General features: G+C 66.9%; 22 protein-coding genes. 8 read left to right on the top strand and 14 right to left on the bottom strand.

What is annotated here, in order from left to right; genetic code table 11:
• Positions 1–23: 23 nt before the first annotated feature.
• The 5 genes from argE to AAHB16_RS29920 all read left to right on the top strand — a co-directional run bounded on the left by argE (position 24) and on the right by AAHB16_RS29920 (position 4,531).
• Entirely contained in the window at positions 24–1,235 is a 1,212-nt protein-coding gene (gene argE, locus AAHB16_RS29940; protein WP_150371468.1) for an acetylornithine deacetylase, read from the top strand.
• 101 nt (positions 1,236–1,336) lie between these two features.
• Complete coding sequence (gene serB / locus AAHB16_RS29935) at positions 1,337–2,188, top strand: phosphoserine phosphatase SerB (protein WP_150371467.1); 852 nt, start codon at positions 1,337–1,339, stop codon at positions 2,186–2,188.
• A gap of 127 nt (positions 2,189–2,315) precedes the next feature.
• On the top strand, positions 2,316–2,618 hold the full coding sequence (locus tag AAHB16_RS29930) for a hypothetical protein (RefSeq protein ID WP_150371466.1): 303 nt from the start codon (positions 2,316–2,318) through the stop codon (positions 2,616–2,618).
• A complete protein-coding gene (locus tag AAHB16_RS29925) occupies positions 2,615–2,902 on the top strand; it encodes a hypothetical protein (RefSeq protein ID WP_150371465.1) in 288 nt (95 codons plus the stop codon). The genes AAHB16_RS29930 and AAHB16_RS29925 overlap by 4 nt, the downstream gene beginning before the upstream one ends.
• A gap of 9 nt (positions 2,903–2,911) precedes the next feature.
• On the top strand, positions 2,912–4,531 hold the full coding sequence (locus AAHB16_RS29920) for a PepSY-associated TM helix domain-containing protein (protein WP_342052676.1): 1,620 nt from the start codon (positions 2,912–2,914) through the stop codon (positions 4,529–4,531).
• 6 nt (positions 4,532–4,537) lie between these two features.
• Here the strand turns inward: AAHB16_RS29920 and AAHB16_RS29915 are convergent, their stop codons facing one another.
• The 9 genes from AAHB16_RS29915 to phaC form a co-directional block, all read right to left on the bottom strand.
• Positions 4,538–5,776 (bottom strand): cystathionine beta-lyase, encoded by a 1,239-nt coding sequence (locus tag AAHB16_RS29915; protein WP_150371463.1) that lies wholly within the window; start codon positions 5,774–5,776, stop codon positions 4,538–4,540.
• A 28-nt stretch (positions 5,777–5,804) separates the two neighbouring features.
• A complete protein-coding gene (locus AAHB16_RS29910) occupies positions 5,805–6,377 on the bottom strand; it encodes a hypothetical protein (protein WP_446718148.1) in 573 nt (190 codons plus the stop codon).
• A gap of 110 nt (positions 6,378–6,487) precedes the next feature.
• Positions 6,488–7,672 carry a beta-ketothiolase BktB gene (gene bktB / locus AAHB16_RS29905; protein WP_342052674.1) on the bottom strand — a complete coding sequence of 395 codons (1,185 nt, stop codon included), beginning with the start codon at positions 7,670–7,672 and terminating at the stop codon, positions 6,488–6,490.
• Between the two features lie 110 nt (positions 7,673–7,782).
• On the bottom strand, positions 7,783–9,165 hold the full coding sequence (gene rimO, locus AAHB16_RS29900) for a 30S ribosomal protein S12 methylthiotransferase RimO (protein WP_150371460.1): 1,383 nt from the start codon (positions 9,163–9,165) through the stop codon (positions 7,783–7,785).
• 69 nt (positions 9,166–9,234) lie between these two features.
• The gene (locus AAHB16_RS29895; protein WP_342052673.1) at positions 9,235–10,218 is read right to left on the bottom strand and encodes a tRNA dihydrouridine synthase; all 984 of its coding nucleotides are present in this window, start codon (positions 10,216–10,218) and stop codon (positions 9,235–9,237) included.
• Positions 10,219–10,342: 124 nt separating this feature from the next.
• Complete coding sequence (phaR, locus tag AAHB16_RS29890) at positions 10,343–10,897, bottom strand: polyhydroxyalkanoate synthesis repressor PhaR (protein ID WP_150371458.1); 555 nt, start codon at positions 10,895–10,897, stop codon at positions 10,343–10,345.
• Between the two features lie 326 nt (positions 10,898–11,223).
• Complete coding sequence (locus tag AAHB16_RS29885; RefSeq protein WP_150371457.1) at positions 11,224–11,964, bottom strand: 3-ketoacyl-ACP reductase; 741 nt, start codon at positions 11,962–11,964, stop codon at positions 11,224–11,226.
• A 74-nt stretch (positions 11,965–12,038) separates the two neighbouring features.
• Positions 12,039–13,217: an acetyl-CoA C-acetyltransferase gene (locus tag AAHB16_RS29880; protein WP_150371456.1), complete on the bottom strand. Its 1,179-nt coding sequence runs from the start codon at positions 13,215–13,217 to the stop codon at positions 12,039–12,041.
• Positions 13,218–13,336: 119 nt separating this feature from the next.
• On the bottom strand, positions 13,337–15,406 hold the full coding sequence (phaC, locus tag AAHB16_RS29875) for a class I poly(R)-hydroxyalkanoic acid synthase (RefSeq protein WP_446718147.1): 2,070 nt from the start codon (positions 15,404–15,406) through the stop codon (positions 13,337–13,339).
• 258 nt (positions 15,407–15,664) lie between these two features.
• Between phaC and AAHB16_RS29870 the strand changes: the two genes are divergently transcribed.
• Entirely contained in the window at positions 15,665–15,883 is a 219-nt protein-coding gene (locus tag AAHB16_RS29870; protein ID WP_150371454.1) for a hypothetical protein, read from the top strand.
• Between the two features lie 35 nt (positions 15,884–15,918).
• Here AAHB16_RS29870 and pgeF read toward each other — a convergent pair whose 3' ends face one another.
• Both pgeF and AAHB16_RS29860 read right to left on the bottom strand, forming a co-directional pair.
• A complete protein-coding gene (pgeF, locus tag AAHB16_RS29865) occupies positions 15,919–16,767 on the bottom strand; it encodes a peptidoglycan editing factor PgeF (RefSeq protein ID WP_342052672.1) in 849 nt (282 codons plus the stop codon).
• Complete coding sequence (locus AAHB16_RS29860) at positions 16,754–18,043, bottom strand: RluA family pseudouridine synthase (protein ID WP_150371452.1); 1,290 nt, start codon at positions 18,041–18,043, stop codon at positions 16,754–16,756. The genes pgeF and AAHB16_RS29860 overlap by 14 nt, the downstream gene beginning before the upstream one ends.
• Positions 18,044–18,134: 91 nt before the next feature.
• On the opposite strand from AAHB16_RS29860, the gene AAHB16_RS29855 reads away from it, so the two are divergent.
• Positions 18,135–18,914, top strand: coding sequence for an outer membrane protein assembly factor BamD (locus AAHB16_RS29855; RefSeq protein ID WP_150371451.1), 780 nt, complete (start codon positions 18,135–18,137; stop codon positions 18,912–18,914).
• A 69-nt stretch (positions 18,915–18,983) separates the two neighbouring features.
• Here AAHB16_RS29855 and AAHB16_RS29850 read toward each other — a convergent pair whose 3' ends face one another.
• From AAHB16_RS29850 to AAHB16_RS29840, 3 genes are read right to left on the bottom strand one after another with little or no spacing between them, the layout of a single operon-like run.
• Complete coding sequence (locus tag AAHB16_RS29850; protein ID WP_446718146.1) at positions 18,984–21,194, bottom strand: ATP-dependent DNA helicase; 2,211 nt, start codon at positions 21,192–21,194, stop codon at positions 18,984–18,986.
• A gap of 49 nt (positions 21,195–21,243) precedes the next feature.
• Positions 21,244–21,447: a DUF465 domain-containing protein gene (locus tag AAHB16_RS29845; RefSeq protein ID WP_150371450.1), complete on the bottom strand. Its 204-nt coding sequence runs from the start codon at positions 21,445–21,447 to the stop codon at positions 21,244–21,246.
• 44 nt (positions 21,448–21,491) lie between these two features.
• Positions 21,492–22,196: a hypothetical protein gene (locus AAHB16_RS29840; protein WP_223851411.1), complete on the bottom strand. Its 705-nt coding sequence runs from the start codon at positions 22,194–22,196 to the stop codon at positions 21,492–21,494.
• A 179-nt stretch (positions 22,197–22,375) separates the two neighbouring features.
• Between AAHB16_RS29840 and AAHB16_RS29835 the strand changes: the two genes are divergently transcribed.
• Complete coding sequence (locus tag AAHB16_RS29835) at positions 22,376–24,745, top strand: Tex family protein (RefSeq protein WP_150371448.1); 2,370 nt, start codon at positions 22,376–22,378, stop codon at positions 24,743–24,745.
• Positions 24,746–24,760: the final 15 nt, after the last annotated feature.

Raw genomic sequence — 24,760 nt, 5'->3', positions numbered from 1 at the left:
CGACTCAACCGGACACCGCCCCAATGTCAGCCGAAACGCTCAGCGAGAACGCCCCCACCACTACCGATGCGGCCATCGGCGCGCTGGAATGGACCAGGCGACTGGTCGCGTTCGATACGACCTCGCGCAACTCCAACCTCGGCCTGATCGAGACCGTGCGCGACCACTTTGCCGCGCGCGGCCTGAAGCCGCACCTGAGCTACAACCCGCAGAAGAACAAGGCCAACCTGTTCGTGACGGTGCCGGCCGCGAATGGCGAGACCAATGGCGGTATCGTGCTGTCGGGCCATACCGACGTGGTGCCCGTGGACGGCCAGGACTGGTCCAGCGATCCGTTCCAGCCCGTGATTCGCGATGGCAGGCTCTATGGCCGCGGCACCTGCGACATGAAGGGCTTTATCGGCACCACGCTGTCGCTGCTGCCCACGCTGCTCGAGACGCGCCTGCGCGAGCCCGTGCACTACGCGCTCTCGTTCGACGAGGAAGTGGGCTGCATGGGCGCGCCGTTCATGCTCGCGCAACTGCGCGACCTCGGCGTAAAGCCCGCGGGCTGCATCGTGGGCGAGCCCACGAGCATGCGCACGATCGTCGCGCACAAGGGTATCAATGCCTATCGCTGCTGCGTGACGGGCCAGGCCGCGCATTCGTCGCTGACGCCCAAGGGCGTCAATGCCATCGAGTACGCGGCGCGGCTCATCTGCTTCATCCGCGATATCGCCGACGAGTTCAAGGCGCAGGGTCCGTACGATCAGGCGTTCGACGTGCCGTTCACGACGGCCTCCACGGGCACGATCCAGGGCGGCATCGCCATCAACACGATTCCCGCGCTGTGCGAGTTCGTGTTCGAGTTCCGCAATCTGCCGGGCGTGGATCCCAAGGGCATCATCTCCCGCATCCAGGCCTACGCGGGCGACGTGCTGCTGCCGCGCATGCGCGGCGAGCACGCCGATGCGGACCTCGTGATCACGGAGATCGCCACGGCGCCGTCGCTCGATGCCGCGGAGCAGGATGCGATCACGCAGCTCGTGCGCGCGCTCACCGGCGATCGCGAGATCAACAAGGTGGCCTATGCGACCGAGGCCGGCCTGTTCCAGCAGATGGGCGTGCCGGCCGTGGTCTGCGGCCCCGGCGATATCCAGCAGGCGCACAAGCCCGACGAATTCGTCGCGCTGGACCAGCTCGAGGCGTGCGAGCGCTTCCTGCACAAGGTGGTGGGCAGCCTGCGCGCGGCATAAGCGCGCAGGGCCCGGGGGCACGATGGGCGCGGCGGGCCGCTGGTGGGCTGCTGGCGGGCCGTTACAATAGCGCCTTCGCCAGCCCCATCCGCTTTTTCGCCATGCCGTTGATTCTTCAGAGCCTCTCCCCGATCGCCACCGCCGACCTCGACGCCGTGCGCGCGCTGGCCAGCGCCTCGCCGCTGGTCCCCCGCAGCGATACCGTGGCCGTGGCCGAGACCAGCGCCCCGCTGACGCCGGCGCTGCACGAGAGCCTCGACGCGTACTGCGTGCCGCGCGGCATCGACTGGGCCATCCTCGCCACCGCGCGCAAGCTGTCCGATTTCCGGCTCGTGGCCATGGACATGGACTCGACGCTGATCACCATCGAGTGCATCGACGAGATCGCGGACTTCTGCGGGCTCAAGGCCGAAGTCTCGGCCATCACCGAAGCCGCGATGCGTGGCGAGATCACCGATTTCAACGAAAGCCTGCGCCGCCGCGTGGCCCTGCTCAAGGGGCTCGACGCGTCCGTGCTGGACCGCGTCTATGCGGAGCGCCTGCGCCTGTCCCCCGGTGCCGAGCGCATGCTGGCGGGCGTGCAGGCGGCCGGCATCCGCACCCTGCTGGTGTCGGGCGGCTTCGTCCACTTCACCGACCAGCTCAAGCCGCGCCTGGGCCTCGACTTCACGCGCGCCAATACGCTCGAGATCGTCGATGGCAAGCTCACCGGCAATGTCGTCGGCGAGATCGTCAACGCCGACGTCAAGGCCCGCACCGTGCGCGAAGTCTGCGCGCAGATCGGCGCCGACCCGTCGCAGGCCATCGTCATGGGCGATGGCTCCAACGACCTCAAGATGATGGCCATCGCCGGCCTCTCGGTGGCGTTCCGCGCCAAACCCGTGGTCCGCGCGCAGGCCAGCGTCGCGTTCAATCACGTCGGGCTGGACGGCCTGCTGGAACTGCTGAAATAGCGTCTTTTCGGGGCGCCAGCGGCGCGCCTCGAACATTACAAAATTGTCGCATTGCCTTGATTTCCTTGTGGAAATTAATGGGAATCATTACTATTTCAGCTTCCCGATTTCCAATGAACGGATGTTCATGCAAGGCATTGCTGTCCTGCTTGGACTGGTGGCCGCCGCGTGCCTGTATCTGGCCGCGCCGAACCAGGTCCTGATTCCCGCCTCGCGCCGGCCGCTGTCGCCGCGCGCGCTCTGCCTGCTTGCGCTGGGGCTGACCGTCGCGTCGGCGTGGATCATGAGCGTGCCCGAGGGCTGGGCCGTGGCCATCGCCGCCACGCTGATCACCCTCACCTGCTGCCTGTCGCTGTGGCCGTTCCTCGGCACCTGGGTCAACCACCGGCGCGGGGTGCGCGACACCGCCGACGAAGGGACCGCATCATGATGGGCACCAAATGGCTCGCGGGCGCGCTGCTGGGCCTGCCGCTCGCGATGGCGCTCTGCACGCTGGGCATCCTCTGGCTGCCCGGCGGATGGGAGCGCGGCGTCGTCGTCGCGGTGCTCCTGACATTCCCGCTCTGGGTCGCGATCATCAGCGGCAGCCTGCTGTTCGGCTCGAGCCGCGCCGCATGGCTCTGGCTCGGCGCCGCCAACCTTCTCTGCTTCGGCATCCTGTGGGCCGTGCGCGCGCTGGACGCCATGCCGCCCGCCACCACGCTCGGCTCGTAAGGACGTCCGATGAAAGCCAATACTCTTCGTCTCTACCAGACGCTCCACACGTGGGTCGGCCTGATGGCCGGGTGGGCGCTGTTCATCGCGTTCTTCGCGGGCGCGATCACCGTCTTCCACCACGAGATCCACGTCTGGCAGAACCCTGCCCGCCTCGAAGGCCATCATGCGGCCGAGGTCGAGGTCAGCGGTCCCGCCGTCGATGCGTTCGTGCAGAAGCTCATTGCCGCGCAGCCCGACGCGGCTGCCAGCGTCTACGTGAGTCTGCCCAGCAAGGAAGAGCCCGACTTCAACGCCTACTGGATGGACAAGGCGGGCGCATGGCACCACATGAGCGGCGCGCGCCTCGATGGCGATGCGGCCGCGCGGCAGAACACGTCGATCGATCAGGTGGCCGGCGAGCTGTCAGCGTTCCTGAACTCGCTGCATTACGCGCTCGGCCTCGGCACGAACGGCATGTACTTCATGGGCGTGATCTCGGTGCTGTATGGCCTGGCCCTCGTGTCTGGCGTGCTGCTGCATCTGCCGCGGCTCAGGAAGGACCTGTTCGCGGTGCGGCCGGGGCGCAATCTCAAGCGCTTCTGGATGGACGCGCATAACGTGATCGGCCTGTTCAGCCTGCCCTTCCATATGGTGTTCGCGGTGACGGGCGCGCTGTTCTGCCTGTCGCTGGTCCTCGTGATGGTCTTCAACATGCTGACGTTCGACGGCAAGCTGATGGACGTCATTCCGCGCGTGACCGGCGCCACGCCGGAAGTGGCGGCGGCCAACCGGGCCGTGCCGACGATGACGTCGGCCGAGCTGCTGCGCATTGCGCGCGAACATGGTGGCGAGCATTTCACGCCCGAGGCGATTCGCTTCCAGCGCTATGGCGATGCCAATGCGGTGGCCGAGGTCCGTGGCGAAGGCACGCGGGCGCTCGGCAACGGCGGCTCGGTCGGCCTGCATGCCGCGGCGGGCGAGCCCAATGCGGGGCAGCTGATCGCCAACCAGACGCCGGGCGCGCGCGATGGCAACCATGCGCTGTATAGCGCGCTGTACGCGCTGCACTTCGGCACGTTTGGCGACCTCGCGGTGCGGTTCGTGTATCTGCTGGCGGGGCTGGCGGGGGCGTTCCTGTTCTACTCGGGCAATCTGCTCTGGATCGAATCGCGGCGCAAGGCGCGCCAGGCGGACCAGCCGCGCGTGCATCGGCTGCTCGCGCAGGCCACGGTGGGCGTCTGCATCGGCTGCTGCATCGGTGTGGCGCTGTGCTTTCCGGCCGCGCTGCTGTGGCCCGAGCGCGCGGTGAGCTATGTCTACTGGCCCGTGTTCGGGCTGGCCATCGCGTGGGCGCTGATTCGCCCGCCGGTACGGGCGGCGATCGAGCTGCTGTATGTGGCCGCGCTGGCCTCGCTGACGGTGCCCCTGTCGAACGCCATCCTCACGGGCGACCACCTGTTTGCCGCGGCATTGGGTGGGCGCTGGGCCGTGGCGGGATTCGATATCGGGGCCATTGCGCTGGCGGTGGGTTACGTTGCGCTCGCGCGCGCGACGCAGCGGCGGTCCCGGAACGGTCCGGCGGAATCGGTCTGGGCACCGCGTCACGCGCCGGCCGGGGATGCCGCGGCAGCCGCGCGGGCCTCTTGATACGATTCAGCCCAGCGTGGCGTCCATCGCCTGCCGCAGATCCGCGATCAGGTCCCGCGTATCCTCGAGCCCGATATAGAGCCGCACGAGCTCGCCCGCGTGCTCCCATCCAGCGGGCGGCCAGGTGCCCGGCGCACGCATCGTCGGCACGTGGTACGGCACGGCGAGGCTATGCGCGCCGCCCCACGACCAGCCGATCGCGAACAGCTTCAGCGCCTCCACGAAATCGTCCACCTGCTTGCGCGAGTACCGGTCATGCAGCAGGATCGAGAACAACCCCGTCGCACCCGTAAAGTCCCGGCGCCATTCCGCATGCCCCGGGCACTGCGGCAACGCGGGATGCAGCACACGCGTGACTTCGGGACGCTGCAGCAGCCATTCCGCGACCTCGCGTGCCGCGCGGTCGTGCGCGGCCAGGCGGACGGGCATGCTCTGCAGCCCGCGCAGCACGAGGAAGCAGTCGTCTGCGGACACGCCCCACCCCATGACCATGCGCGTGCGGCGCAGACGTTCGTAGAGTTTGGTATCGCGCACGATGGTCGCGCCCATCAGCACGTCGCTGCCGCCGGACTGGTACTTGGTCAGTGCCTGCACCGAGATGTCGATGCCCTTGTCGAACGGCTGGAAGTACAGCCCGCCCGACCACGTATTGTCGATGGCCGTGATCACGTTGCGCGCCCGCGCGGCCGCGACGATGGCCTCCACATCGGGCACCTCCATCGTGACCGAGCCCGGCGATTCGAGCCAGATCAGCTTCGTATTCGGCTGGATCAGCGCCGCGATGCCCGCGCCGATCATCGGATGGTAGTAACGCACCGACACGCCGTAATCGCGCGCGAGCCAGTCCGCGTGGTCGCGGTTGGGGCCGTACACGTTGTCGGGAATCAGCACGTCGTCGCCGCTCTTGAGCAGCGAGAAATCGACAAGCGAGATCGCGGCCATGCCCGAGGGGAACAGCAGCGTGTGCTTGCCGCCCTCGAGCTGCGCGAGCTGCTGGCAGAGCGCCTCGCTGGTGGGCGTGGCATGGAGCCCGTAGCGCCAGTAGGTCTTCGACGGATCGCCATAGGCGCGCAGTTCGGCCAGCGTATTGAACACGACCGTCGAACCGCGATGCGTGGCTGGCGAGAACGATCCGAAATTCGGCGGAATATTCAGGTCCGGCTGCACCGCAACGGTCTGCGGATAATGCGCGGAGCGGCTGCCAGCGGGCTGGCGATCATCGGGAGAAGAAGAACGGTCGGACACAGCGCGATCCTTGGCTGAAGTGTTCAGGTCAATATCCGGAGATTGACGACTTGGGCGGCGGCGGCGCGTACGTGACGCCGCTGGAGGGCCGCATGTCGAAGGGCGGAATCACGAGGAAGCCGCCAAGCGGCCGGATCATGAACGGCAGCACGATCGCGGGATTGAAGGCGTCGGTCCACGTGCCACGCACCGCGCCGCGCTCGTCGATCTGCCCTTCCCAGTTGCCCGAGACGCGCGTGCCGTCGTCAGACTCTTCCATCAGGAACGAACCGTTGTCCCATTCGCCGGACAGCAGCCGCACGTCCTTGCTGTCGCCGGTCGAATACTCGCCTTGCAGGCTGTCGCGCGTATCGCTCTTGGGACCGATACGGAGCCGCACGGACTTGTCCCCGACCTTGCCGACGTAGACCGGCAGTTTCGCGTACTCGGGGCGCGGCGCGAGCGGGCCGACGGGCCCGGTGGACAGGGAGGTGCCGCGGCGTGCCTCGCCGTCGCGAATCGCCTGGCTGATGCCAAGCGAGCCGGTCGACAACGAGGTGCCGTCGGCCGCGTGGCCCGAAGCGGGCAACGCGAGCGACAGCGTGGCGGCAAGAATCGACAGGAAAGGGGCGGCACGAACCACGATCGACCTCGATGAAACGATGGAAAGAGGAATGCGCCGCCAGTTTACCCGCAGATGGCCTGCAGGATGCGATGTGAGATACGCTTGAACTAGATGCGCTCGAAAATCGCGGCGATACCCTGCCCGCCCCCGATGCACATCGTCACGAGCGCATAACGGCCCTGCACGCGCTGCAGTTCATGCACGGCCTTGACCGTGATCAGCGCGCCCGTGGCCCCGATCGGATGGCCCAGCGAGATACCCGAACCGTTCGGGTTGACCTTGGCCGGATCGAGCCCCAGCGCCTTGGTCACCGCGCAGGCCTGCGCGGCAAACGCCTCGTTGGCCTCGATCACGTCGAGGTCCGCGACCGTCAGGCCGGCGCGCTCGAGCGCGATCTTCGTCGCCGGCACGGGACCGATGCCCATGGTCTTCGGGTCGACCCCCGCGTGGCCGTACGAGACCAGGCGCGCGAGCGGCTTCAGGCCACGGCGCTCGGCTTCGGCGCGCTCCATCAGCACGACCGCCGCGGCCGCGTCGTTCAGCCCCGAGGCATTGCCGGCTGTGACCGTGCCGTTCTCCTTCGCGAACACGGGCTTGAGCTTGGTCATGTCCTCGATCTTCGCGTCGTGACGCACGTGCTCGTCGGTATCGAACACGACGTCGCCCTTGCGGGACTTCACGGTCACCGGAACGATCTGATCCTTGAAATAGCCGGCACGGATCGCCGCGGACGCGCGGCGGTGCGACTCGAGGGCGGTCTCGTCCTGCTGGCCGCGCGAGATGTCGTATTCCTTCGCGACGTTCTCGGCCGTGACGCCCATATGGATGTTGTGGAACGGATCGTGCAGCGCGCCGAGCATCATGTCCAGCAGCTTGGCATCGCCCATGCGCGCGCCCCAGCGGGCGGCCGGCGCCAGATAGGGGGCGCGGCTCATGCTTTCGGCACCGCCGCCGATCGCCACGTCGGCGTCGCCGAGCAGGATCGTCTGCGCCGCGCTCACGATGGCCTGCAGGCCGGAGCCGCACAGGCGGTTCAGCGTCAGCGCGGGCGCGTGGATCGACACGCCGCCCTGCACCGCGGCCACGCGGGCCAGATACATGTCCTTCGGCTCGGTATGGATCACGTTGCCGAACACCACGTGCCCCACGTCGTCGCCGCTCACGCCCGCGCGGGCCAGCGACTCGCGCACGGCCAGGGCGCCGAGGTCGGTCGGCGCCACGTCCTTGAGCGCGCCGCCAAACGTTCCGATTGCGGTACGAACGCCGCTTACCACCACCACTTCACGCGTCATGTCTGTCTCCATGATTGATGTTGCGGCGCACAGTATATCCCCGGCCGGGGGCAGCGAACGATCGTACTATTACCTAATCATCCTACAACTTCGTAGGAGGACTAGCGACGTCAGGCGATCTCGCCCCAGAGGTCGTGACCGTCGGCACCGGTGATCTTCACCTGCACGAACTCCCCCGCACGGTAGCGCTGCGATGTCTTGGTGGCCGGCGCGATATACACGAGGCCGTCGATCTCGGGCGCATCGGCCGAAGACCGGCCGATACCGCCATCCTGATTGAGCTCGTCGACGAGCACCCGCAGCGTCTGCCCCACCTTGCGCTGCAGACGGCGCGCCGAAACCTCCTCGGCGACTTCCATGAAGCGCGCGCGGCGCTCCTCGCGAACCTCGTCGGGCAGCGCGCCGGGCAGATCGTTGGCCGTGGCGCCCTCCACCGGCGAATAGGCGAAGCAGCCCACGCGGTCGAGTTCGGCTTCGGCGATAAAGTCGAGCAGCGTCTGGAACTCTTCCTCGGTCTCGCCCGGGAAACCCGCGATGAACGTGCTGCGGATGGTCAGTTCCGGGCAGATCTCGCGCCAGGCGCGAATCCGGTCCATCGTCTTCTCGGCGTTGGCCGGGCGCTTCATGCGCTTGAGCACGTCCGGATGCGCGTGCTGCAGCGGCACGTCGAGGTACGGCAACACATGGCCCTGCGACATCAGCGGAATGATCTCGTCCACGTGCGGATACGGGTAGACGTAGTGCAGGCGCACCCACGCGCCGTACTGCGCGGCCAGCTCGCCGAGCGCGGCCACGAGTTCGGTCATGCGCGTCTTGAGCGGACGGCCGGCCCAGAAGCCCGTGCGGTATTTCACGTCCACGCCGTACGCGCTCGTGTCCTGCGAAATCACGAGCAGTTCCTTCACACCGGCCTTGAACAGGTTCTCGGCCTCGAGCATCACCTCGGCCACCGGGCGCGACACGAGGTCACCGCGCATCGACGGGATGATGCAGAACGAGCAGCGATGGTTGCAGCCTTCGGAAATCTTCAGGTAGGCGTAATGCTTCGGCGTCAGCTTGATGCCGGCGGCCGGGACGAGGTCCGTGAACGGATCGTGCGGCTTGGGCAGGTGCGTGTGCACGGCCTGCATGACCTCGCCCAGCGCGTGGGGACCGGTCACGGCCAGCACCTTCGGGTGCACCGACGACACGATGTCGTGCCCCGCGGCATCCTTCTTCGCGCCCAGGCAGCCCGTAACGATCACCTTGCCGTTCTCCGTCAGCGCCTCGCCGATGGCATCCAGGCTCTCCTGCACGGCTTCGTCGATAAAGCCGCAGGTATTGACCACCACGAGATCGGCACCGTCGTAGGTCCCGCTGATCGCGTACCCCTCGGCACGCAGCTGCGTGATGATCTGCTCCGAGTCCACGAGGGCCTTGGGGCAGCCAAGGCTCACGAATCCCACATTTGGAATACGGTCTTTTTTAGTCGTTGATTCTAAAGGGTTTTTCACAGATCAATCCAATGTGGGACGTGCGGAGCGAGACATGGCCGCCCAGCGATTCGAAGCCAATCGAGCATTTTAACCGTTTGCCAAAGTTTCTCGGTGCCCGATACCTGACATGGCGCCAGCGATGACTTCGAGAATATCGCGCGAATCCTGGAGGTACCGGATCGCGGTGTGCAGCTCGGCCGCTTGCGGCCAGGTCCGCTTGAGATAGCTGAGCCACATCTTGACGCGTCCATGCTCGTGGCGAGGCGTCACGCGCGCTTGCAGCTTTCTCAGGTAGTCGTCGAGCAGACCCAGCACGGCCGGCCATTCTTCGCCGGAAGGCACCGGATCCACCCGTCCACGGATACGCAACGCCAGGAACGGGTCCGACACGGCGCCGCGCCCGATCATCACGTCCGCGCAGCCGCTCACCGCCCTGCACCGCTGCCAGTCCGCCACGGCCCAGACATCGCCGTTTGCGATGACCGGAACATCCACCGCGTCGTCGATCCGTGCAATCCACTCCCAGTGGGCCGGCGGCCGGTAACCATCGTCACGGGTCCTGGCATGGACGACCAAGTGTGCCGCGCCGCCTTCCGCCAGCGCCGTCGCGCAGTCGATGGCAAGCGAGGTGTCGGACACGCCGAGCCGCATTTTTGCGGTCACGGCGATGCCGGCCGGCACGGCTGCGCGCACGGACGACACGATTCGGTTCAGCTGTTCAGGATCCGCCAGCAGCATGGCGCCGCCACCGTGCCGGTTGACGACTTTCGCGGGGCAGCCGAAGTTCAGATCGACGCCATGCGGCGACAGGCTCGCCGCGCGGGCCGCATTCACCGCCATCCATTCCGGGTCGCTGCCGAGCAGCTGAATCACCATCGGCGTGCCGCTCGCGGTGCGGCCGCCGTCGAGGATTTCGGGCGTGTCCCGCTCGTAGACCCGCATGGGAAGCACCGAACCCGTCACCCGGACGAATTCCGACACGCACCCGTCGAATCCGCCTGTGCGCGTCAATACGTCCCGCAGGACATAGTCCGCGAGCCCTTCCATCGGTGCAAGAAACAACTGGCTCATACGAGAACGGCGTCTGAGTTGCCTCGGGCGCCGTCGCCTTGAAAGACCGCGATGTTACCTTGTTTGCGCCAACGAAAACGGGCAGCGCGCAAGGCTGCCCGATGGCATCGCCGGAAGGCGGGATTTATTTCTTGGGATCCTGCTGATTGAACGGGAAGGTCCCGAACATGTTCTTGGCCTGGCTCTGCATCTGCTCCTGCATCTGCACGAACAGGTTCTTGCTCTGCTCGATGTAGTTGCTCATCATCCCCTGCATCATCGGGCCCTGCATGTTCATGAACTGCGACCACATGTCGGGGCTGAAGGCTTCGCCCGAATACAGGCCCTTCGAGTTCTCGGCGAGCTTGCTCTGGATGTCGATGAACGCCTGGATGTTCTTTTCCAGATAGGTGCCCATCATGCCCTGCATCGCGTGGCCGTAGAAACGGATGATCTGCGAGAGCATCGCGCTCGAGAACATCGGCACGCCGCCGGTTTCTTCTTCCAGGATGATCTGCAGCAGGATGCTGCGCGTGAGTTCCTCGCCGGACTTGGCGTCAACCACCTTGAACTCTTCCGAGTCCATGACCAGCTGCTTGACGTCCGCGAGGGTGATGTAGGTACTGGTCTGCGTATCGTAGAGCCTGCGATTGGGATACTTCTTGATCAGTCGCTCTGCGCCTTTCTTTGTCGTGGCCATCGTCGCTCTATCCTTTGTCGTCGCTGATGCCCGGCAGGTGCCGGACCATCGCTGAGATCCGTTGCTGCGCTGCAAGGGATGCAGCGCGCAATCCGGCGTCCACTGCGCCGCTGCCCTGATTCTATGCTCAAGAAAGCACTATGGAAAGCGGGCACGGTTAAGGAAAACCCGCAGCATACCGTCCGGTAGACCTACGCGGAAACGCGGCGTTATCGAATAAAAACGGCGGTTCGTCGACGAACGCGACGAACCGCCATGGCGTGGAACGCGATGCTTGTGCACCGCGCTGGCTGCGCCGCCGCAATCAGCCCATGATCGTCAGGCGATCACCCCATATGCAGACCACCGTTGAGCGAGAAGTCCGCGCCGGTCGAGAAGCCCGATTCGTCCGAGGACAGCCACGAGCAGATCGATGCGATTTCCTCGGGCAGGCCCAGGCGCTTGACCGGAATCGTGGCAACGATCTTGTCGAGCACGTCCTGGCGGATCGCCTTGACCATGTCCGTGGCGATATAGCCCGGCGACACGGTGTTCACGGTCACGCCCTTCGTGGCCATTTCCTGCGCCAGCGCCATCGTGAAGCCATGCAGGCCGGCCTTGGCCGTCGAGTAGTTCGTCTGGCCGAACTGGCCCTTCTGGCCGTTGACCGACGAGATATTGACGATGCGGCCGAAGCCACGATCCGCCATGCCGTCGATGACCTGCTTGGTCACGTTGAACAGCGAGGTCAGGTTCGTGTCGATCACGGCGTCCCAGTCGGCGCGCGTCATCTTGCGGAACACCACGTCGCGCGTGATGCCGGCGTTGTTGATCAGCACGTCCACCTCGCCGACCTCGGCCTTCACCTTGTCGAACGCGGCCTTGGTCGAATCCCAGTCCGCGACATTCCCTTCGGATGCCACGAATTCGAAACCGAGCGCGCGTTGCTGCTCCAGCCACTTCTCGCGGCGCGGCGAATTCGGGCCGCAGCCCGCCACGACCTTGAAGCCGTCCCGTGCCAGACGCTGGCAAATCGCGGTCCCGATACCGCCCATGCCGCCGGTCACATATGCAATGCGCTGAGTCATCATTCGCTCCTAGTTGGCTTTATTGTCGATTGTCGATCGGCGATCGACAATCATTGATTGCCTGTGGAAACCCCTCACCGCTCCACGGCCAGCGCGACACCCATGCCGCCGCCGATACACAGCGAAGCCAGCCCCTTCTTGGCATCGCGGCGCTTCATCTCGTGCAGCAGCGTGACGAGGATACGGCAGCCCGACGCGCCGATCGGGTGACCGATCGCGATGGCACCACCGTTCACGTTGATCTTCGAGGTGTCCCAGCCCATTTGCTGATGCACGGCCAGCGCCTGCGCGGCGAACGCCTCGTTGATCTCCATCAGGTCCAGATCGTCCACGGTCCAGCCCGCGCGCGACAGGCAGCGCTTGGAAGCCGGTACCGGGCCGATACCCATCACGGCCGGATCCACGCCCGCGTTCGCGTACGCCTTGATCGTCGCCATCGGGGTCAGGCCCAGTTCCTTGGCCTTGGCCGCCGACATCACGACCACCGCGGCCGCGCCGTCATTGATGCCCGAGGCGTTCGCGGCCGTGACCGTGCCCGCCTTGTCGAAGGCCGGCTTCAGGCCCGAAATGCTGTCCAGCGTCGCGCCCTGGCGCACGAACTCGTCCGTCTTGAACGCGACGGGGTCGCCCTTGCGCTGCGGAATCATCACCGGGACGATTTCCTCGTCGAAGCGGCCCGCCTTCTGCGCGGCCTCGGCCTTGTTCTGCGAAGCCACCGCGAACTCGTCCTGCGCCTCGCGCGAGATACCGTATTCCTTGGCGACGTTCTCGGCCGTGATGCCCATGTGGTACTGGTTGTACACGTCCCACAGGCCGTCCACGATCATCGAGTCGATCAACTTGACGTCGCCCATGCGGAAGCCGTCGCGCGAGCCCGGCAGCACGTGCGGCGCCGCGCTCATGTTCTCCATGCCGCCCGCCACGACGATCTCGGCATCGCCCGAGAGAATCGCGTTGGCGGCCAGCATCACGGCCTTGAGGCCGGAGCCGCAAACCTTGTTGATGGTCATGGCCGGCACCATGTCGGGCAGCCCCGCCTTGCGGGACGCCTGGCGTGCCGGGTTCTGGCCCGCGCCTGCCGTCAGCACCTGGCCCATGATCACTTCGCTGACCTGGTCGGGCTTGACCCCCGCGCGCTCGAGCGCGGCCTTGATCACGATCGCGCCGAGTTCGGGCGCCGGAATCTTGGCCAGCGAACCACCAAACTTGCCCACACCGGTACGGGCTGCGGAAACGATGACGATGTCAGTCATTTGAGATCCTCTCGATTAGATATGCAGATCGGTTCGAAAAGCGGGTGCCGCGGCCAACCGCGGTGCCCTTGTCTGTGGCGTTGCGCGTGCTCCGCGCTTGTCTCGACGCTTGTCTCGATTTATGCGCGTGCTTTCACGTAACGGCCCGGCGCGGCCTCGATGGCCTTGTAATGCGCGTTGCCGTAGGCCGTGGGCGCCGCGCGCTTCGGCCCGGCATGCTTGCCGAGCCAGTTGTCCCAGTCCGGCCACCAGCTGCCGGGATGCTCCTTCGCGCCGGCCAGCCATTCCTGTGCCGTACCCGGCAGTGCGTCGTTGGTCCAGTGGCTGCGCTTCTTCTTGGCCGGGGGATTGATCACGCCGGCGATATGGCCCGACGCGCCCAGCACGAAGCGCAGCTTGTTCTCGAGCAGCGCGGTCGAGGCGTAGGCGGACGTCCACGGCACGATATGGTCCTCGCGCGAGCCGTAGATGTAGGTCGGCACGTCGATCGCGCCGAGGTCCACCGGCGCGTTGCACACCGTCAGTTTGCCCGGTGTCTTCAATTCGTTCTGCAGATACGTATGGCGCAGATACCAGCAGTACCACGGGCCCGGCAGGTTGGTCGCGTCGCCGTTCCAGAACAGCAGGTCGAACGGGACCGGGGTCTTGCCCTTGAGGTAGTTGTCGACGACGTAGTTCCAGACCAGATCGTTGGGGCGCAGGAACGAGAACGTGTTCGCCAGTTCCACGCCGCGCAGCAGCGCGCACGGTGCGCCCGCGGTGCCGCCGATGGTCGCTTCGCGCAGCTGCACGTGCGACTCGTCGACGAATACGTCGAGGATGCCCGTATCGCTGAAGTCGAGCAGCGTGGTCAGCAGCGTGAGGCTCGCGGCCGGATGCTCGCCACGCGCGGCCAGCACCGCGAGGGCCGTCGCGACGATGGTGCCGCCCACGCAGAAGCCCAGCACGTTGATGCGGTCCTGCCCGCTGATATCGCGCGCCACCTCGATCGCGCGGATTGCCGCGTGCTCGATGTAGTCGTCCCATGTGCGCTCGGCCATGGTCGCGTCGGGATTGCGCCACGACACGAGGAAGACCGTATGGCCCTGCTCCACCGCGTGACGCACGAGCGAACTCTCGGGCTGCAGGTCGAGGATGTAGAACTTGTTGATGCAGGGCGGCACCAGCAGCAGCGGCCGCGCGTAGACCTTGTCGGTCAGCGGCTTGTACTGGAGCAGCTGGAAGTATTCGTTTTCGTAGACCACCGCGCCTTCGCTGACGGCCACGTTGCGGCCGACCTCGAACGCGGTGTCGTCGGTCTGCGAGATCTTGCCGCGCGACAGATCCTCGAGCATGTTGCGAACGCCGGCGCGCAGCGATTCGCCGCCCGACTCGATCAGGCGCTGCTGCGCATCGGGGTTGGTCGCGAGGAAGTTGGCCGGCGACATCGCGTCGACCCACTGGGACACCGCAAAGCGGATGCGCTGGCGCGTCTTGCTGTCGGCCTCGACGGCATCGGCCAGTTCGGTCATCGCGCGCGCGGTCAGCAGGTAGAACGCCGCAGCATAGTGATACGGCGCGTTGTTGCGCCACGCGTCGCTCGCGAAGCGGCGATCGTTGAGGGGCGCATGGCCGTTGGTGGCGGCGCCCGCCGGGCCGCCCTGATTGCCACTCGCGCCACTCGCGCCGCTCATGCCGGCCGCGGCCGCGCTGGCCTGCGCCGTGGCGGACTCGCTCATCTCGCGCCAGAGCTGCGTAAAGTCGTGGAAGTAGCGTTGCTGGATCTGCGCCAGTTGCGTCGGGGCGATCTTTACCGGTGCCGCCGAGCCGCCGAGCGCGCCGCCGAATGCCTGCTGGAACATGCGCGCGAACGCCTCGCCGCCCGGAAAGCCCTCACCCGAGAAGGCCGCGCCGCCGGGGAATGCACCGCCAGGGAATGCAGCGCCAGGGAATGCAGCGCCAGGGAATGCGCCACCGGGGAATGCCCCGCCGGGAAACTGGCCATGGGGGAAGGTGGCACCGGGGAAGGTACCGAACGGCGCACCGAACGGCGTACCGAACGCCGCACCGGGCATGCCGCCGTTCATCTCGGGGGCCCATTGACGGGACCATTCCAGCCATGCAGCTGGATCGAATGGCCCCGGCACAGACTGAAATGGTTGGGACTTGCCTTCCTTGCCGGAAGCTGCCGCACCTTTGCCGGTCGCCATGATGTAATCGTCTCTTTACCGTCGATTCGCTTGCTTTGTCGACGGGAACGGGGTACCTGTCTCCCGGCCCGCCCCTGATCCGGCAGTGTTCAGTATTGCCGGCGCTATGCTGCGGGGTGCTGCTTGTTCCGATACATTTGAAGGCATTGTTGCCTCGCAATGGAGAGCCTGTCAATGCGGACTTCCGAAAGGCAGCTTTAACCCATGAGCCCTACCTCGCGGTAGGGTCGGCCCCTACCACAACGAGTTGAATTGACGATGTATATCGTAGCGATCGCCTGGCTGTACGTTGCCATGATGATGGCCATCTCCGAGCGAACCGTCGTGGCGGGCGTGCTGACCTTTTTCGCCTATGGCGTGGGGCCGGTCGCGCTGATCGTGTACATCATGGGGACGCCCGCGCGCAAGCGCCGGCGCAAGGCGCGCGAGGCAGCGGAAGCGGCGGCACCGGTAACGCCGCCGTCCGATTCGCACTGAGGCAACTGGGTCCGCCGATTCACACCGGGCGCGGCTCAGTCCGCAAGCCAGACGAGCGTCGCCATGCGGCCCGTCACGCCGTCACGGCGATACGAAAAGAACCGTTCGGCATCGGTCACGGTACAGGCGTCGCCGCCGTAGACGTCCGTGCATCCGGCTCTTGCCAGGCGCGTGCGGGCCAGCGCGTAGATATCGGCCCAATACTTGCCGGGCGTTTGCGCGACGGGCCTGAACGCGGCCTCGACCGTGTCGTGCTCGCCGGCTTTGGCGGCGGCGAGAAACGCCTCGCGGACCTCCGCGCCGACCTCGAAGGCCGAGGGGCCGATGGCGGGGCCGAGCCATGCCAGCCACTGCGGCGTGCCGGCCGCGCGCGCCGCCATGCGCGCGACGGTGGCCTCGATCACGCCCGCGCAGAGGCCGCGCCATCCCGCATGCGCGGCGCCCACGACGGTACCCGCGCGGTCGCATAGCAGCACCGGCAGGCAGTCGGCGGTCATGATCGCGCAGACATGGCCTGCGGTGGCGGACACGCTGGCGTCGGCGCGCGGCACCGCTGGCCCCGCATCGCGCGCGCTGGCCACGCCGGCCGCCATATCGTCTGCCGTGGCCACCGCGCAGCCGTGCACCTGCTCGAGCCATTGCGGCATCGCGGGCAGGTGCGCGGCAAGGCGGGCGCGGTTCGTGGACACGGCGGCGGGTGTGTCGCCGACGTGCGTGCCGAGATTGAGCCCGCCCGTGCCGCCGTCCGCCAGCCCGTACGGCGCCGCGCTGACGCCGCCCGCGCGCGTGGTCGAGAGCGCGCGGACGCGTGCGGGCGCGGGCCAGCCGGGGACGATCCAGTCCGCGTCGGCGACGGTGTGAGCGACGGTGTCAGCGGCGGCCATTACCGTTCCCGCCGTCCTCGCCATCCTCGTCGTCCTCATCCTCGTCCTCGTCGTCATCGCCCGCGCCGATATACAGCCCGTTGGCATCGTACTGCGACGCATCCCACTCGAAATCATCGTCGTCGTCCGCCTCGTGCCCCTCGAAGTCGAGCGCGTCGATCAGCGCCTGCAGATCCTCGGGCGGCGGCGCCTCCCACGAGATCTTGCGGCCCGTGACCGGATGCACGAGCCCCAGCTTGTACGCATGCAGCGCCTGCCGCGTGAACGGCACCGGCAGCGGCACGCGGATGGCCGGCCGCTGTCCGCGCTGCGTGGCCTTGTGGTACACGGGATCGCCGAGCAGCGGATGGCCGATCGACTCGAAGTGCACGCGAATCTGGTGCGTGCGCCCCGTCTCCAGCTGGCATTCGACGTACGACACCTTCGACCGGCCGAGCGGCACCGTGCCAAGCGTGCGGAAATGCGTGCGCGACGGCTTGCCGCTGTTCGTATGGACGATGGCCATGCGCGTGCGCTCGCGCGGATCGCGGCCGATCGGCGCGTCGATCGTGCCCGCGTCGGGCGTCTGCCCCCACACCAGCGCGATATACGTACGCTTGACCGTGCGCGCCTGCAGCTGGCGCACGAGGTCCGTCTGCGCCGTGAGCGTGCGTGCCACGACCATCAGGCCCGAGGTCTCCTTGTCGAGCCGGTGCACGATGCCCGCGCGCGGCAGCGTCGCGGCGCCCGGGTAGCGGTACAGCAGGCCGTTGAGGGCCGTGCCGCTCCAGTTGCCCGCGGCCGGATGCACGACGAGCCCGGCCGGCTTGTCGATGACCAGCAGCGTCGCATCCTCGTACACGACGTCCAGCGGCACGTCCTCCGCCGTAAAGGCGTTCGTCTCCGGAGACGCCTGCGGCTGGATATCGATGCGCTGGCCCATCTGCACGGCGGCCTTCGCGCGGCTCGGCTCGCCGTCCACGCGCACGGCGCCATCCTCGATCCATTGCTGGATGCGGCTGCGCGAGAACTCCTTGAAGTGGCGCGCGAGCAATTTGTCGAGCCGCTCGCCATGTGCGGCGCTATCGACCTCGAGTGTCAGCGGGGCCATATCGGCCTGCGCCGGCATGGCGCCGGAGGCGCTTCCTTCCGCCTCCTCGCCCGCGAAATCCTCGATGTCGTCGAGCTCCGGATCGGTCAAATCCGTGGGTGCGAGGCGTTCGCGTTCACGGGGTACCCCTGCAATGCCGTTTTTGGGCTGGGGGGTTGGGCTATAATGCTTGGCGCTATTTTTCATCCGGGATAGGTTGCCCATGCACTTGCAGAGCACAGAATTGCAGAGCACTAAGAGCACTAAGCGCGCCCATTGGCGCGCCAGAGTTGGAGCCATGTTGCTCGCAGGCGGCTGCGTGCTGCTGTCCGCGTGCGGCCTGCTTGGGGACCAGCCTGACGAAACGGCCGGCTGGTCGGCCAACAAATTATATTCGGAAGCCAAGGATGCGCTCGATGGTGGCGATTATCCGCGGGCCGTCAAGCTGTACGAAAAGCTCGAAGGACGCTATCCGTTCGGCCGATATGCGCAGCAGGCGCAGATCGACACCGCGTATGCGAACTACCGTGATGGCGAAACCGCCGCCGCGCTCGCCGCGATCGACCGCTTCATCCAGCTGCATCCGAGCCATCCGAACATCGATTACGCCTACTACCTCAAGGGGCTGATCAACTTCAACGACAACCTCGGCTGGCTGGGCCGGTTCTCGGGCCAGGATCTCAGCGAACGCGATCCGAAGGCGGCCAAGGCCGCGTTCGATGCGTTCAACACGCTCGTCACGCGCTTCCCGGACAGCAAGTACACCGAGGATGCGCGCCAGCGCATGCAGTACATCGTCAACGCCCTGGCACAGCACGAGGTGCACGCGGCGCGCTACTACTACCGTCGCGGCGCGTACCTGGCCGCGGTGAACCGCGCGCAGCAGTCGCTCAAGGAATACGATGGCGCGCCGGCCAACGAGGAAGCGCTGTACATCATGATCCGCTCGTACGACTCGCTCGGCATGAAGGATCTGCGCGACGACACGGCACGCGTGATGGAGCACAACTATCCGAACAGCGACTTCATCAAGTACGGTGAGCGCCGCAAGGACAAGTCGTGGTGGGAAGTGTTCTGACCGCCTGATGGCGTAACGCCCCGCCAACAAAAAAGCCTCGCTCGCGCGAGGCTTTTTTTGTCGTTTCCCTTAGGTGGTTTCCTTATCCGGCGCCCGCAGGTCTTCCAGAAACTTGATCACTGTCGCCTCCTCCCGCGTACGCGTGAACGGCGGCAGGCTCTGCCAGATCTGGCGCCCATAGGGCTTCTCCACGAGCCGCATATCGCAGATGGCCAGCACGCCGCGATCGGACTCCGAGCGGATCAGCCGGCCCGCGCCCTGCTTGAGCGTGATGACCGCATGCGGCAGCTGGTGCACGGCGAACGGGCTCAGCCCCTTCTTCTGCAGCACCTCCATGCGCGCGGCCAGCACGGGATCGTCGGGCGGCGCGAACGGCAGCTTGTCGATGATGACCAGCGACAGCGCCTCGCCCCGGACATCGACGCCCTCCCAGAAGCTCTGGCTGCCGACCAGCACCGCGTTGCCGAGTTCGCGGAAGCGATCGAGCAGTTCGGTGCGGCTGGCCTGGCCCTGCACGAGCAGCGGCAACTCGAGCCCCCGTTCCGCGAAGGCGTCGTACAGCATATCGGACGCCTTCTGCACCGCGCGCAGCGTGGTGCAGAGCAGGAAGGTCCGGCCGCCCGCGGCCTCGATCAGCGGCAGCGCGCGTTCCACCACGGCTTCCGTAAAATTCGGCGCCTGCGGCTGGGGCATGTCGCGCGGCACGTAGAGCAGGCCCTGCGACGCGTAGTCGAACGGGCTCGGCAACGTCAGGGAACGGTCCTTGTCGAGCCCGAGCTGGGCGGCGTAATGCGCGAAATTGCCCTTGACGGACAGCGTGGCGGACGTGAACACCCACGCGCGCGGCTGCCCTTCGCGCTGCCGCGTGAAGATCGGGGCGATCGAGAGCGGCGTGCGGTGGAGCTGGACCGATTGGGAGAAGACTTCGACCCAGCGGACGGTTTCCGGACCCAGTGCCTTGGGCGGGTCCGTGGCGGCGGGCGGGGTGGCGGACGGGGTGCGCTCGCCAGCGCCGTCCTCGGCAGCCTCGGCCCCCTCCGCCGTCGCGGTTTGCGGGGCCGGCGCGGAGACCGCATCGCGGCGCCACGCCGTCAGCCGTTGCGACAGTTCCACCGCGCGGCGATGGCATTGCTCGAGCGATTCCGCGCGCTCGGCCTGGCTTGCCAGCGCCTCCACAAAATCGTCGAGCGCCGTTTCCACGGCATCGAGCGTCTCGAAGAACGGCTCGCGCATGCGCGGATCGGATTCGATCTGCCCGACGGCCAGCCGCATGTTGTCGCGACCGAAGACGAGCCGCAGATCGCGCGTGGCGCGCTCCAGCGGCGCGCCAAGGCCAACCCAGTCCACCGCGTCACGCGCGTGCGACAGGCCTTCCGCCACGGTATCGCGCGCGATCTCGAGCAGCTGGCTCGTGGAGAGCGTATCGCCGAAGAACAGCGTCGCGGTCTCGGGCAGCTGATGCGCCTCGTCGAAGATCACGGTATTGGCGGCCGGCAGCAGCTCGGCCATGCCCGTATCGCGTAGCACCACATCCGCGAAGAACAGGTGATGGTTCACGACCACCACGTCCGCCTGCTGCGCCTCCTTGCGCGCGCGCATGACGAAGCATTCCTTGTAGTTCGGGCATTCGCTGCCGAGGCAGTTGTCGCGCGTGGACGTGACAAGCTGCCAGACCGGGGCGTTCTCGGGCACCGCGGCCAGTTCGGCCTTGTCGCCCGACGCGGTCGTCTTGGCGAACTTCGCGATATCGCGCAGCCATGCGGCATCCTGCTTCGATGCGAGCCGGCCATTGGCCTGCGCGCGTTCGAGGTGGTAGTGGCAGACGTAGTTCGCGCGCCCCTTGAGCAGCGACACCGAAATCGGCACGTTCAGCGCGTGCCGCACCGTGGGAATGTCGCGCAGGAACAGCTGGTCCTGCAGGTTCTTCGTCCCGGTGGACAGAATCACCTTGCCGCCCCACAGCATCGCGGGAACGAGGTAGGCAAAGGTCTTGCCGGTCCCCGTGCCCGCCTCGACGATCACGGTGTCGTGCTGCGAGATCGCGCCCGCGACGGCTTCGGCCATCTGCTTTTGCGAGGCGCGCGGACGGTAACCGGGAATCGCGCTCGCGAGCGTGCCCGTGTCCGCGAAGATCTTGCCCAGTTGCTCGGCCTGCGTGGCCAGCTGGGCCACGGAGGCCGCGCGCAGCTCGGAGGCAAGATCAGGGGCAACATCGACGGCGTCGACGCCGACGGTCGGGTCGCCGCCCTCTTCGGGCGGCGTGGCGGAAAGATCTGACACTATCGGGATGGGGATGGGATCGGTATCGATATCTGGGTGGCCGTGCCGGTCATGCCGGCACATCGGGTTCGAGCTGGAGTTGCAGCAGCGTGATCGCGTCCTTGAGCTTCAGGCGCCGTTTCTTGAGGCGGCGCAACTGCAGTTCGTCGTGCTGCGCATCGGCGGACAGACGGTCGATCAGGAAATCGAGGTCACGATGCTCGATCTGGAGTTCGATGATCTGCCGCGCGACCGTATTGAGGTTGTCGTCCATATACCTATCGTCCGGCGTTACCGCCGGCGCGCCTCCGTTCCCCGTTAGAAGCCAAACGGGCTCGGCGTGCTGCCCCCGTTGTTCTGCTTCTGCTTCGCGCGCTCGCGGCGCTCGTCGAGGTCCTTCTGCCGGTCGGCGGCCTGCCGCTGCTTGTCTTCGAACGCCTTGACGCTCTCCTGCCGCTGGCGTGCCTGCTCGGCGCCCTTCTGCTGGGCCTCTTTCACGCGTGCGTCGAAATCGGCCTGCTTCTGCTGGAACGCCTGGGCGTTGGCCGCGCGCGCCGGCGCATCGGCCCCGCGCTGCGCATCGCGCAGCTGCTGCTCTTCCTGCTTGCGGTCGAAGGCGGCGCGGCTCGCTGCCTCGTTGGCCGCGCGGCCCGGCTGGCCGGCTTCGAACTCGGCCCGGCGGATCGCCTGATCGCGATCGCGCGTGGCGGCCCGGTATGCGCGCTCCGCGTCGCCCACCTCGAGTTCGCGCTTGCGCAGCACGTGCAGTTCGGCGCGCTGGACGTCCGATGCCTTTTCGATGCAGCTGTTGACCAGAAACTTGTTGTAACACTCGCGCTCGGCCAATGCGAACCGGTAGTTGGTCCATGCGCGCGCATCGCCGATGGCCTTGCGCTCGCCCTCGAAGTCCCGCTTCGTGGCGGCATCGGCCGCCTGCGGCACCGACGCCTGCGCGCGCGCGGCGGACAGCGGCGCCAACGCCGCTGCAAGCAGCAGGCCTGACGCCAGCAAGGGTCGGAGCATGGGGAGCATACGGCCGGCAACGGCAGCCATTCGGGTGGTCACGATCATGGTCGCGATTCTAGCATCCGCCCCCGCTTCGCCACCTCGCCACGAACAACGATGCAAAAGCACGCCTTACGTCACTGGAACGTCGCCGCGCTTGTGGCAAAATGCCCCGCTTTCGACTGACTGTTTTCCCGATGTCCAACCTGCCTGCTTCCGTCACGCAAAAGATTGTTTCGCTGATTGCGACCGAACTGTCCGTGCAGCCCCGCCAGGTGGCTGCGGCCGTGGACCTGCTGGACGAGGGCGCGACCGTGCCCTTTATCGCGCGCTACCGAAAGGAAGTCACCGGCAATCTGGACGACACGCAGCTGCGTAACCTCGAAGAGCGCCTGCTGTATCTGCGCGACATGGAAGACCGCCGCGCGACGATCCTGGCCTCCATCGAGGAACAGGGCAAGCTGACCGACGAGCTGCGCGCCGCCATCGAGGCCGCCGACACCAAGCAGACGCTCGAGGATCTGTACCTGCCCTACAAGCCGAAACGCCGCACGCGCGCGCAGATCGCCCGCGAATGCGGCCTGGAGCCGCTGGCGCAGGCGCTGCTGGCCGATCCGACGCTCGATCCGCAGGCGGAGGCCGCGAAGTTCGTCAACGGGAATCCGACCGCCGATGGCGGCGTGCCCGACGTCAAGGCCGCGCTGGACGGCGCGCGCGACATCCTGTCGGAACAGTTCGGCGAGACCGCGGAACTACTCGGCAAGCTGCGCGAGCATCTGTGGAACAACGGCGTGGTGACCTCTTCCGTGATGGAAGGCAAGGAAACCGCCGAAGAAGAAAAATTCCGCGACTACTACCAGTACAGCGAAACCATCCGCACGGTGCCCTCGCACCGCGCGCTGGCGCTGTTCCGTGGCCGCAACGCGGGCGTGCTGATGGTCAAGCTGGGCCTGGGCGAGGAACAGGACGCGATGGTGCCGCACCCGTGCGAAGGCATGATCGCGCGCCACGTCGGCATCCAGAACCTGAACCGCCCGGCCGACAAGTGGCTCGGCGACGTGTGCCGCTGGTGCTGGCGCGTCAAGGTGCAGCCGCACCTCGAGACCGAACTGCTGACGCAACTGCGCGAAACCGCCGAGGGCGAGGCCATCAAGGTGTTCGGCCGCAACCTGCATGAACTGCTGCTGGCCGCGCCCGCGGGCCCCAAGGCCGTGATGGGCGTGGACCCGGGCATCCGCACGGGCTGCAAGATCGCCGTGGTCGATGCCACGGGCAAGCTGCTGGAAACCGCGACGATCTACCCGCACGAGCCGCGCCGCGACTGGAACGGCTCGCTGGCCACGCTCGCGCGCATGGCCAAGCAGCATGGCGTGGCGCTGGTGTCCATCGGCAACGGCACGGCCAGCCGCGAGACCGACAAGCTCGTGCAGGACCTCATGCGCAATATGCCCGACCTCAAGCTGACCAAGATCGTGGTGAGCGAGGCCGGCGCTTCCGTGTACTCGGCGTCCGAGCTCGCGGCGAAGGAATTCCCGGACCTCGACGTGTCGCTGCGCGGCGCCGTGTCGATCGCGCGCCGCCTGCAGGATCCGCTGGCCGAGCTCGTGAAGATCGATCCGAAGTCCATCGGCGTGGGCCAGTACCAGCACGACGTGAACCAGCGCGAACTCGCGCGCGCGCTCGATGCGGTGGTCGAGGATTGCGTGAACGCAGTGGGCGTGGATGTGAACACCGCTTCCGCACCGCTGCTCGCGCGCGTGTCGGGCCTGAACACCGTGCTCGCGCGCAATATCGTCGAGTTCCGCGATGCCAATGGCGCGTTCTCCAACCGCGAGGCGCTCAAGAAGGTGCCGCGCCTCGGCGACAAGACGTTCGAGCAGGCGGCGGGCTTCCTGCGCGTGAACACGGGCGACAATCCGCTGGACCGTTCGTCGGTGCACCCGGAAGCCTATCCGGTGGTGCAACGGATTCTGGAACACATCAAGAAGGGCCTGTCCGACGTGATGGGCAACCGCGAGGCACTGCGCGGCCTGTCCGCGCAGCAGTTCACCGACGAGACGTTCGGCCTGCCGACCGTGCGCGACATCATCGGCGAACTCGAAAAGCCGGGCCGCGACCCGCGCCCCGAGTTCAAGACCGCGACGTTCCAGGACGGTGTCGAGGATGTCAAGGACCTGCAGCCGGGCATGGTGCTCGAAGGCGTGGTCACGAACGTGGCCGCGTTCGGCGCGTTCGTCGATATCGGAGTGCACCAGGACGGACTGGTCCATATCTCGGCGCTGTCGACGAAGTTCGTCAAGGACGCGCACGAGGTGGTCAAGGCCGGTCAGATCGTCAAGGTCAAGGTGATGGAAGTGGACGTCAAGCGGAACCGGATCGGTCTGACCATGCGGCTCGACGACGAGCCGGGGCAGGCGGCACCGCGCACCGGGGGCGGCGATCGTGGCGATCGCGGTGACCGGGGCGGTCAGCGCAGTGGCGGCGGCAGGAATTTCGGTGGCGGTGCGCGCCGCGAGCCGGAACCGGCTGGCGCGATGGCGGCGGCGTTCGCCAAGCTGAAGCGGTAATCCGGCTGGCCCCTC

This window comes from Cupriavidus sp. OTU4054 (assembly GCF_038440175.1).
Lineage (GTDB): Bacteria > Pseudomonadota > Gammaproteobacteria > Burkholderiales > Burkholderiaceae > Cupriavidus > Cupriavidus pauculus_D.
The sequence above is the reverse complement of the archived record's forward strand: the minus strand, read 5'-3'. Positions and strand labels throughout refer to the sequence as shown.

Bases quoted from the DNA above. Each gene is read 5' to 3' on its own strand.
- argE (WP_150371468.1), top strand. From the start codon at position 24: ATGTCAGCCGAAACGCTCAGCGAGAACGCCCCCACCACTACCGATGCG.
- serB (WP_150371467.1), top strand. From the start codon at position 1,337: ATGCCGTTGATTCTTCAGAGCCTCTCCCCGATCGCCACCGCCGACCTC.
- AAHB16_RS29930 (WP_150371466.1), top strand. From the start codon at position 2,316: ATGCAAGGCATTGCTGTCCTGCTTGGACTGGTGGCCGCCGCGTGCCTG.
- AAHB16_RS29925 (WP_150371465.1), top strand. From the start codon at position 2,615: ATGATGGGCACCAAATGGCTCGCGGGCGCGCTGCTGGGCCTGCCGCTC.
- AAHB16_RS29920 (WP_342052676.1), top strand. From the start codon at position 2,912: ATGAAAGCCAATACTCTTCGTCTCTACCAGACGCTCCACACGTGGGTC.
- bktB (WP_342052674.1), bottom strand. From the start codon at position 7,672: ATGACGCGTGAAGTGGTGGTGGTAAGCGGCGTTCGTACCGCAATCGGA.
- AAHB16_RS29895 (WP_342052673.1), bottom strand. From the start codon at position 10,218: ATGAGCCAGTTGTTTCTTGCACCGATGGAAGGGCTCGCGGACTATGTC.
- phaR (WP_150371458.1), bottom strand. From the start codon at position 10,897: ATGGCCACGACAAAGAAAGGCGCAGAGCGACTGATCAAGAAGTATCCC.
- AAHB16_RS29885 (WP_150371457.1), bottom strand. From the start codon at position 11,964: ATGACTCAGCGCATTGCATATGTGACCGGCGGCATGGGCGGTATCGGG.
- AAHB16_RS29880 (WP_150371456.1), bottom strand. From the start codon at position 13,217: ATGACTGACATCGTCATCGTTTCCGCAGCCCGTACCGGTGTGGGCAAG.
- phaC (WP_446718147.1), bottom strand. From the start codon at position 15,406: ATGGCGACCGGCAAAGGTGCGGCAGCTTCCGGCAAGGAAGGCAAGTCC.
- AAHB16_RS29870 (WP_150371454.1), top strand. From the start codon at position 15,665: ATGTATATCGTAGCGATCGCCTGGCTGTACGTTGCCATGATGATGGCC.
- pgeF (WP_342052672.1), bottom strand. From the start codon at position 16,767: ATGGCCGCCGCTGACACCGTCGCTCACACCGTCGCCGACGCGGACTGG.
- AAHB16_RS29860 (WP_150371452.1), bottom strand. From the start codon at position 18,043: ATGAAAAATAGCGCCAAGCATTATAGCCCAACCCCCCAGCCCAAAAAC.
- AAHB16_RS29855 (WP_150371451.1), top strand. From the start codon at position 18,135: ATGTTGCTCGCAGGCGGCTGCGTGCTGCTGTCCGCGTGCGGCCTGCTT.
- AAHB16_RS29845 (WP_150371450.1), bottom strand. From the start codon at position 21,447: ATGGACGACAACCTCAATACGGTCGCGCGGCAGATCATCGAACTCCAG.
- AAHB16_RS29840 (WP_223851411.1), bottom strand. From the start codon at position 22,196: ATGCTCCGACCCTTGCTGGCGTCAGGCCTGCTGCTTGCAGCGGCGTTG.
- AAHB16_RS29835 (WP_150371448.1), top strand. From the start codon at position 22,376: ATGTCCAACCTGCCTGCTTCCGTCACGCAAAAGATTGTTTCGCTGATT.